General features: G+C 72.4%; 1 protein-coding gene. It reads left to right on the forward strand.

Annotated features, from left to right (window positions below):
* Positions 1 to 45 precede the first annotated feature (45 nt).
* The coding region (locus L6Q67_RS24110) for a LysE family translocator (protein ID WP_296576227.1) at positions 46 to 591 on the forward strand (546 nt) is incomplete at its 3' end.

A 591-nucleotide genomic window follows, 5' to 3' on the forward strand; every position in this document is an offset into this window, starting at 1 on the left:
GCTACCTTGGGGTTCGTACCCTGCGAACCCCTTCCGGTGATGTCCATGAACCTCGTCCTCTCGATGGCCGCCTTTGCGCTGGCGGCCTCCCTCTCCCCCGGCCCGGTGAATCTGGTGGCCCTCGGCGCCGGCGCCCGCCACGGCTTTCGGGCCAGCCTGCGCCACGTGACCGGCGCCACCGTCGGCTTCACCGTGCTGCTGGTGCTCACCGGCCTTGGCCTGCAGGAGATCCTGCTGCGCTGGCCGGGCCTGACCGACCTCGTGCGCTGGGCCGGCGTGGCTTTTCTGGTGTATCTGGCGATCCGCCTGGCGGCCGATGATGGCCGGCTCGCCGCCGGGCCGGCCGACGCGGGGCCGACGCTCGTCGCCGGCGCGGTGATGCAGTGGCTCAACCCCAAGGCCTGGCTGGCTGCGGTGGCCGGCACCGGCGCCTATCTGGCCGACGGCGATCCGGCCCGGGTGTGGCTGTTTGCGGGGATCTACTTCGTGATCTGCTATCTGTCGGTGGGCAGCTGGGCCTACGCCGGCGCCCACCTGCGCCGCCACCTGGACAGCCCGGCGCGCATCCGCGCCTTCAACCGCCTGATGGCC

The organism is Zoogloea sp., from assembly GCF_023150065.1.
In the GTDB taxonomy this organism is placed as follows: domain Bacteria; phylum Pseudomonadota; class Gammaproteobacteria; order Burkholderiales; family Rhodocyclaceae; genus Zoogloea.